The following is an 8,114-nucleotide window of genomic DNA, read 5'->3' as shown; positions in this document are numbered from 1 at the left end:
CTCCTCCGTGACCAGCGGCCTCATGCGGCCGTTCTACTCGCGCAGCGCCGAGGAGCAGCGGGAGAGCCGGGACGAGTGGCGGCAGTGTGCCGTGGACCGCGGCTGGGGCAGCCCCACCGCCGACCGCTCCTTCCTCGACGACGAGGACGAGGACGAGGACGACGCGTACGACGACGAGGTCGATGAGGACCTCGAGCCGCCCGCCCCGCGGCGGGCCGCCTCCTCTCCGCGGGGCGCCGTCACGAAGGTCACCCCGGGCCGCTCCACCGCCACGCGCGCGGCGGACCCGGGCCCGTCCGCGGCGGCCCCTCTCGCTCCGCCGCCCGCACCTGTGGCGGACCCGGCGGCGGAACCCGCCGCAGCACCACCCGACACCGGCGCGCCGGAGGCGGCTTCGGCCGACACCCTCCGGGAGCAGTTGGCGGCGCTGGTGGAGGACTGGGACGAGGTGTCGCTGCGGCTCCTCTCCGAGCGCCTCTACCCCCTCCTCGTGGACGACCTCCGCCGCGAGCTGCTGACCGGCCACCAGCGCCTGGGCTTCCTCTGACCCCCGTGCCCCCGACCCACTCACCCACTCATCCGCTCACTCACTGATCCAGAAGGAACGACATGGCTTTTGCCGACACCTCCACGCTCGCCCTCTCCAACCGGTTCGTCGTCGAACTCGACGAGGGGCGGATCAACCTCGGCAGCTGGGCCCAGTGCCAGGGCCTCGAGGTCACCTGGAAGATGGCTGACTACCGGGCCGGCGACGCGGGCAACGACCGCTGGTTCTACCCCGGTTTCACCGAGTACCCCAACATCAAGCTGACCCGCGCCGCCTGCCAGGACTCGCCCAAGGTCCAGGGATGGCTCTCGGAGAACTCGTTCGGGAACAAGCCCGGCACACAGACCGGAGCGATCATCCTGTACGACCCCAACAACAAGGAGGTCATCCGCTGGAACCTGAAGTCCGTCTCGCCGGTGAAGTGGGCCATCGGCGGCTTCGAGGCGGGCACGAGCAAGGTGGCCCTGGAGACGCTTGAGCTCACGCACAACGGCTTCCTCAACGACGGAAACAAGCCGGCCAAATGAACCTGACCTCCCGGACGAGGATGGGACTGAGCTCACGGTTCCACGTCGCCGTCGACGGGATCCAGCTCGGCGGCTGGTCCAGTTGCAAGGGGCTGGCCGTCGAGTTCGAGAACGAGATCGTGCACGTCGGCGGCTCCTACGACGAGTCCTGGGTGCTCCCCACCCGCCTGAAGTACTCGAACGTGACACTGACCCGCGCCATCACCGCCGACGGTACGAAGGCCGTGCAGGCCTGGCTGCGGCAGATGCAGCAGGAGTGGCTCAACAGCGAGGACGACGGCGACCGCGGCGGCACGGCCACGATCACGCTGATGGACACCGCCGGAGATCTGAGCAAGCCGGCGTTCCAGTGGACCCTGCGCAACGTCTACCCGAAGTCCTGGAAGGGCCCGGACATGGACGCCACCAGCGGGAACGTCGCCCTGGAGCAGCTCGAACTCATCCACCAGGGCTTCCTGTAGCCCCTGTCACCGGCCTTGCACCACAGCATCTGCCCGACTGCACCACGACAAGCGAGACAAGGAGGCCAGGCGCCATGACCACTTTGGGGAACGTGTACGGCCCTGCGGTGCTGACATGCACCCAGGCGCCGATGATCGGCACGGTGCCTTTCCTGCTGAACCCGGATTCGATCAGCCTTTCGCGAGACGTCCGCGTGACGAACCACGGCGCGAAGAAGCAGGGCAACATGGGCAGCCAGTTCGTACGGTCCGAACCGTCCAAGATCTCGCTGAGCGACGTCACGATCCGCGGCATGGAAACCAAGCCCCTGTGCGACCAACTGCTGAACTGGATGCATCCCGGCAGCGGTGGGCTGGGACAGATGGTCGGCGGCATGCTGACCAGAAAGGCCCACGACGGGACCGACTACACCAACCGGCTGCCCACGCTGACCTTCCTGTGGGGGCCGCCGTTGATGGGCTTTTGCTACTCGGTCATGCTCACCTCCGCCACGATCAAGTACGTCCGGTTCAATGCGGACGCCGTCCCGGTGCGCGCGAAGGTCACCCTCCAGATGCTCGAACAGCCCAATCCCCTGGGCACCCTCCCTACCAACCCGACCTCGGGAGGCCTGCCCGGACGCGGGACCCGGACCCTGACCGAGGGGGAGAACCTCCAGGCCGTCGGCCTCGACAGCTACGGCAGCCCGCACGCTTGGCGGGAGGTGGCCCGGGCCAACGACATCGAGGACCCGCTGCGCGTCAAGCCGGGTCAGGTGCTGTACCTGCCCCACCCCGAGGACTTCGCCCCCGAGGAGGCCCGGTGAGCGTCCGGCTGCCGTTCGCGGGGCGGGCGTCCGCCGGTGCAGGGTCTGCGGGAAGCGCCCAGAGCTCCAGTCCGTTCCAGGTCCTGCCCGAGGTACGGGCGGGCAGCAGCCGGCCCACCGCCCTCGCGCCGGACCTGGCCGAGCGCATCGTCCGGGTGGTGGTGGACACGCACCTGCACCTGCCCGACATGTTCGAGATCACGTTCCTCGAACCGGATCCGCTCGACTCCTCCGCCACGGACGAACGCGCCCTCCAGCCCGGCTGCACGGTGGAGATCCTGGCCGCAGCGACCACCGGTGAGGAGGCCGGGACACTGCTGGTGTCCGGGGAGATCACCTCCGTGGAAGCGGTGTGCCAGGACATGAGCGTGCACACCGTCGTCCGGGGCTTCGACCCCAGTCACCGGCTGCACCGGGGCAGGTCCACGCGTACGTTCCTCAACTCCAGCGACGGACAGATCGCCCAGCAGGTGGCCAAGGACGCGGGTCTGTCGATCGGCGAGGTCCGCATGGACGGCATGCGGTACGCGCACGTGTCCCAGGTGGCCGAGAGCGACTGGGCGTTCCTGCGCCGCAGGGCCCGCGCGCTCGGCTGGGAGACGGGAGTGCGGGAAGGGAAGTTCTACTTCCGGCCGCCCGCCAACTCCGGACCGGGCGGCGGGCTGCTGTCCGGCGGGTCCGGGCCGGTCACGCTGGCCTTCGGGGACAATCTGCTGTCGTTCCGGCCCCGGCTGAATCCTTCGGGCCCGGCCCGCCAGGTCGAGGTCCGGGCCTGGGACGCGCAGAGCGGGCGGGCCGTCTCCGCCACCTCGGACGTGCGCGACACGCGCAAGGGGCCCACCGGTGCGGCCGTGACCCACACCTTCGACCGTCCGCTGACCCCGTCCAACCAGCGCCGCGCCTCCAAGCCGGACCGGGTGGACCTGGTCCTGGGCGCGCCGGCGGTGGGCGCCGCGGCGGCCCAGGGCCTGACCGAACGGGCGAAGGGACTGGCCACGCTGCTGGCGGGCACCCGGGGCGAGGCCGAGGGCTGGCTGATGGGCCACCCCGGGGTGCAGGCCGGCGCCGAGGTCGACGTGCAGGACGTGCCGAAGTCGTTCGCCGGACGCTGGCGGGTCTCCCAGGCCCACCACGTCTTCAGCAAGCACGACGGCTACCGGACCCGGTTCACCTCGGGCGGCAGCGAGGACCGCTCGCTGCACGGCCTGGCCCACGGCAGCGGCACGGGCGAGCGTCCGGCCGTGGAGGGCGTGGTCTGCGCCGTGGTCAGCGACATCAACGACCCCTCGAAGCAGGGGCGCGTCCGGCTGCACCTGCCCTGGCTGGCCGACGACTACGAGTCCGACTGGGCGCGGGTGGCCCAGTTCGGCGCGGGCGCCAAGGGCGGCGCCCTGTTCCTGCCGGGCGTGGGGGACGAGGTGCTGGTCGGTTTCGAGCTCGGGGACGCGGGCCGTCCGGTGGTGCTGGGCTCGCTGGTCAATCCCCGCAGCACGTACACGGCCAAGGGGCTCGGCGGCCCGGCCGTGCAGACCCGCGGCAAGACCGCGGAGGTGGCCCGGCACGGTTTCGTGTCCGACACCGGCAACCGGCTGGTGTTCACCGACGCGGGCGGGTCCAAGGCGGCCTCCGAGGTCTCGCTGTCCAACGCCGACGGGAACCTGGCCCTGGTCATCGACCAGCAGGCCTCGACGGTGACGCTGAAGTGCGACGCGGCGTCCTCGGGCCGCGGCGGCGCGCGCAAGCTGCTGATCCAGTGCGACGGCGGCGCCGTCACGGTGGACGCCGGGGCGAACGGCACCGTCAACGTCAAGGCGGGCATGCAGGGCAAGGTGCTGGTCGACGGGGGCGAGATCGCGGTGTCCGCCGGCCGCAAGCTCTCGCTGACGAGCAAGGGCGAACTCGACATCAAGGGCACCGTGGTGAAGGTCAGCGGTACCCCGATCAAGCTGAACTGAAAGGCCGGCCGCAGTCATGCCTCTCCCCTCCCTTCCCTCCAGTGGGCGGGCCGCCGGCTCCGGTGGGCCTCCTACGGCCGATTTCGTCGGGGCCGGCTGGGCCTTCCCCGTACGTACGGACGCACAGGGGCGCATCGCGCTCGCCCGGGGCCGGCACGAGATCGAGCAGGCGATGTACCTGATCCTGGCCACGTATCCCGGGGAGCGGCCCATGCGTCCGCACTTCGGCTGTCGGCTGCGGGACTTCGTCTTCGGCGACACGGCCGGGCGGACCCGCACGGAAATGGCCAACGCGGTGCGCGAGGCCCTGCTCGTGTGGGAACCGCGGATCGACGTCGAGAGCGTGGACGTGACGAACGAGCCCGACCGTCCGTCTCTGCTCTACATCGACGTGCAGTACACCGTGAAGATCACCAACGACCGGCGGAACCTGGTCTTCCCCTTCTATGTCATCCCCGAGGAGGGCGACTACTGATGTCCCTGCCGATCCCCCACCTGGACGACCGACGCTTCCAGGACCTGGTCGACGACGCCAAGCGCATGGTGATGCGCCGCTGCCCGGAATGGACCGAGCACAACGTCTCGGACCCCGGCGTGACGCTGATCGAGACCTTCGCCTTCATGACCGACCAGCTGCTCTACCGGGTCAACCAGGTCCCCGACCGCCTGTACCTGACGTTCCTGAAGATGCTGGGCTTCGGGCTGACCGCGCCCACCGCGGCCCGTACGGCGGTGACGTTCTGGCTGTCCGCTCCCGCCTCGGCTCCGGTGGTGCTGCCCCGGGGCACGAGCACCGCGACCCACTCGGGCGACGGCCTGGAGCCGGTGGTCTTCTCCACCGAGCGCGAGGTGACGATGCCCGCGGCCCGGCTGGAGAACCTGCTGACGCTCGACTCGGCGCGCGGGGCGCTCGTCCCGCGCGAGGAACACCTGCGCCTCGACATCGACTTCGACGCCTTCGGCGAGGGCACTCCGGCTCCCGGGGACGCCCTGCTGATCGGCCTGAACGAGGTCGCCCCGCGGTGCGTGGTGCGCCTGGACTTCGAGTGCACGGTCCAGGGCATCGGCGTCGACCCCGACCGGCCGCCCCTGGCCTGGGAGGCGTGGGACGGCAGCAGCTGGCAGGAGTGCGCGCTCCACGAGGACACCACCGGCGGGCTGAACCGGCCGGGCCAGGTCGTCCTCCAGCTCCCGGCCCGGCACGAGACCAGCGTGCTGGAGGGACGTACCGCCGGCTGGCTGCGGGCCGTGGTGGTGCCCGCCGCGCAGGACGTGCCGGCGTACAGCTCCTCCCCGAAGATCACCGCGCTCGGCGCAGGCGTCGTCGGGGCCACGGTGCCCTCCGTGCACGCCGAGGTCGTCGAGGACGACATGCTCGGTACGGCCGAGGGCACCCCGGGCCAGCGGCTGTCCCTGACCCGCTCGCCGGTGCTGCTGAACGTGTCCGAACCGGTGCTGGAGACCAGCAGCAAGGACGGCTGGGTGCGCTGGCAACGCGTGGAGCACTTCGCCGACAGCGGCCCGCAGGACCGCCACTACCTGCTGGACCCGACGGCGGGCACGGTCTGCTTCGGCCCGATGCTGCGCGAGCCGGACGGTTCGGTGCGCCAGCACGGCGCGGTGCCCGAGCGGGACGCCCAGGTGCGACTGCGCTCGTACGCGACCGGCGGCGGTCTGCGCGGCAACGTCGCCGCGGGCGCCATCGAGACCCTGACCTCGGCCGTCCCGTTCGTCACCGACGTGGAGAACCTGGAGCCGTCCGCCGGCGGGCGGGACGGCGAGAGCCTGGCCGACCTCCGCGAACGCGCCCCGCTGCTGCTGCGCACCCGGGACCGGGCCGTGACCGCCGAGGACTACGAGGTCCTGGCCCGGCAGGCCGCTCCGGAGATCGCCCGGGTGCGGTGCCTGGCCGCGGGCGAGCCCGGGGTACCGGCCGGATCGGTGAAGCTGCTGGTGGTGCCCGCCCCGCCCGGCGGCACGCACATCCGCTTCGAGCACCTGGTGCCGCCGGAGGCGGTGCTGGAGCGGATCGCGGCGCACCTGGAGCCGCGGCGGCTGCTGGGCACCCACGTGCTGATCGAGCCGCCGCTGTACCGGGCGGTGACGGTGATCGCCCGGGTCCGGGCGCGTCGCGGGGCGGACCCGGACCAGGTCCACGACGACGTCTCGGCGGCACTGTACGGCTTCCTCGACCCCATCGACGGCGGCCCGGAGGGCACCGGCTGGCCCTTCGGCCGGCCGGTGCAGACCGGTGACCTGTACGCCCGGCTGCACGCCGTGGACGGGGTCGACCTGGTCGAGGAACTGAAGCTGTACAGCGCCAACCCGGTGACGGGGTCCCACGGCGAGCCCACCGACCGGCTGGAGCTGGACCCGTCCAGCCTGGTGTTCTCCTACGAGCACCACGTCCGGGTGGAGCAGACCTCGTGAGGGGCACCGTGGAGGGGCTGGCCTCGCCCTACCCGATCGGGCAGATGCTCCCGGCCGTCTTCCAGGAGGACGAGTTCGTCCAGCGCTTCACGGCCGGACTGGACGACGTGGTGGCCCCGGTGATCTCCACGCTGGACTGCCTGGAGCACTACCTGGACCCGGCGCTCGCCCCGACCGATTTCCTGCCGTGGCTGGCGGGCTGGGTCGACATGGACCTGGGCGGCCCCGCCGACCCCGCGCGCCGCCGGCGGCTGCTGGCCTCGGCCGGTGACCTGTACCGGCGGCGGGGCACGGCGAGCGGGCTGCGCGACCACCTGTGGCTGATGTTCGGGGGGCGGGTGGAGGTCGAGGACGGCACCGCGGTGACCGTACGGACGTCTCCCTCCGCGACGGACGGGCACGGGCCCGCAGGGCTGCGGGAGCGGGGGGCCGCACTGCTGACCGTGCGGATCGCACCGGAGGTGCCGGTGGACCGGGCGGCGGTCGAGCGGTTCGTGGCGGCCGCCAAGCCGGCCCACCTCCCCCATGCCGTGGAGGTCCTGCCGGGGTGATCGTCTGCCGCAAGTGCGGGTTCCACAACGAGGCGGACGACGCGTTCTGCGGTTCCTGCGGGAGCTTCCTCGAATGGACCGGCCAGAAGGTGGAGCTCGACCTCGACGAGGAGGAGCGCAAGGAGATCAAGGCCGAGGCGGAGGCCAGCACCCCCCGCGGCCTGATGGAGCGTGCCCGCGCACTGTACTTCGACGTCGGCAAAGCGGCCCCGATACCTGGCCGGACCGGCCCGGCGGGAGTACCGGGCGCGGCGGGCGGCATGGGCCGCCCCGGCATGGGCGGCCCCCCTGGCATGGGCGGACCACCCGGCCTCGGCGGCGGCCCCGGCCGGCCCGGCGGCCCCCCTGGCATGGGGGGACCACCGGGCCTCGGCGGGGGCCCCGGCCGGCCCGGCGGACCAGGAGGCATGGGCGGACCACCGGGCCTCGGCGGGGGCCCCGGCCGGCCCGGCGGACCAGGAGGCATGGGCGGACCGCCCGGCCTCGGCGGCGGTCCCGGCCGGCCCGGCGGACCAGGAGGCATGGGCGGACCGCCCGGCCTCGGCGGAGGTCTTGGCGGGCCCGGCGGCCCGGGTGGTCCCGGAGGCTTGGGGGGACCCCCCGGCCTCGGCGGCGGCCCTGGCCGCCCCGGCGGTCCCGCCGGCTTCGGCGGAGGCCCCGGCCGGCCCGGCGGTCCCGGCGGCCTGGGCGGACCGCCCGGCCTCGGCGGAGGCCCCGGCCGGCCCGGCGGCCCCCCTGGCATGGGCGGACCACCGGGCCTCGGCGGGCCGTCCGGCTTCGGCGGAGGAGCCGGCGGACCGGGAGGGGCGTCCGATGGAGCGACGGCTCCTCCGCCCC

7 protein-coding genes and 1 pseudogene are annotated in these 8,114 nt (G+C 72.8%); all 8 read left to right on the top strand.

Going from position 1 to position 8,114, the window contains the following annotated elements:
- A pseudogene (locus EF918_RS28695) lies at positions 1-547 on the top strand (hypothetical protein); the annotation flags it as partial.
- A 62-nt stretch (positions 548-609) separates the two neighbouring features.
- Positions 610-1,074 carry a phage tail protein gene (locus tag EF918_RS28690; protein ID WP_125651842.1) on the top strand — a complete coding sequence of 155 codons (465 nt, stop codon included), beginning with the start codon at positions 610-612 and terminating at the stop codon, positions 1,072-1,074.
- Positions 1,071-1,535 (top strand): phage tail protein, encoded by a 465-nt coding sequence (locus tag EF918_RS28685; protein ID WP_125651841.1) that lies wholly within the window; start codon positions 1,071-1,073, stop codon positions 1,533-1,535. The genes EF918_RS28690 and EF918_RS28685 overlap by 4 nt, the downstream gene beginning before the upstream one ends.
- Positions 1,536-1,609: 74 nt before the next feature.
- Positions 1,610-2,341, top strand: coding sequence for a hypothetical protein (locus EF918_RS37325; RefSeq protein WP_185921966.1), 732 nt, complete (start codon positions 1,610-1,612; stop codon positions 2,339-2,341).
- The gene (locus tag EF918_RS28680; protein WP_185921965.1) at positions 2,338-4,296 is read left to right on the top strand and encodes a VgrG-related protein; all 1,959 of its coding nucleotides are present in this window, start codon (positions 2,338-2,340) and stop codon (positions 4,294-4,296) included. Before EF918_RS37325 ends, EF918_RS28680 begins: the two co-directional genes overlap by 4 nt.
- A gap of 16 nt (positions 4,297-4,312) precedes the next feature.
- Positions 4,313-4,771, top strand: a complete 459-nt coding sequence (locus EF918_RS28675; RefSeq protein ID WP_125651839.1) for a GPW/gp25 family protein — start codon at positions 4,313-4,315, stop codon at positions 4,769-4,771.
- Positions 4,771-6,726 (top strand): putative baseplate assembly protein, encoded by a 1,956-nt coding sequence (locus EF918_RS28670; protein WP_125651838.1) that lies wholly within the window; start codon positions 4,771-4,773, stop codon positions 6,724-6,726. The genes EF918_RS28675 and EF918_RS28670 overlap by 1 nt, the downstream gene beginning before the upstream one ends.
- Positions 6,723-7,277 (top strand): phage tail protein, encoded by a 555-nt coding sequence (locus EF918_RS28665; protein WP_260610770.1) that lies wholly within the window; start codon positions 6,723-6,725, stop codon positions 7,275-7,277. The genes EF918_RS28670 and EF918_RS28665 overlap by 4 nt, the downstream gene beginning before the upstream one ends.
- Positions 7,278-8,114: the final 837 nt, after the last annotated feature.

The sequence above is a fragment of the Streptomyces sp. WAC06614 genome, from assembly GCF_003949795.1.
GTDB lineage: Bacteria > Actinomycetota > Actinomycetes > Streptomycetales > Streptomycetaceae > Streptomyces.
This window is presented reverse-complemented; position numbering and strand designations above follow the sequence as displayed.

Bases quoted from the DNA above. Each gene is read 5' to 3' on its own strand.
- EF918_RS37325 (WP_185921966.1), top strand. From the start codon at position 1,610: ATGACCACTTTGGGGAACGTGTACGGCCCTGCGGTGCTGACATGCACC.
- EF918_RS28690 (WP_125651842.1), top strand. From the start codon at position 610: ATGGCTTTTGCCGACACCTCCACGCTCGCCCTCTCCAACCGGTTCGTC.
- EF918_RS28670 (WP_125651838.1), top strand. From the start codon at position 4,771: ATGTCCCTGCCGATCCCCCACCTGGACGACCGACGCTTCCAGGACCTG.
- EF918_RS28675 (WP_125651839.1), top strand. From the start codon at position 4,313: ATGCCTCTCCCCTCCCTTCCCTCCAGTGGGCGGGCCGCCGGCTCCGGT.
- EF918_RS28685 (WP_125651841.1), top strand. From the start codon at position 1,071: ATGAACCTGACCTCCCGGACGAGGATGGGACTGAGCTCACGGTTCCAC.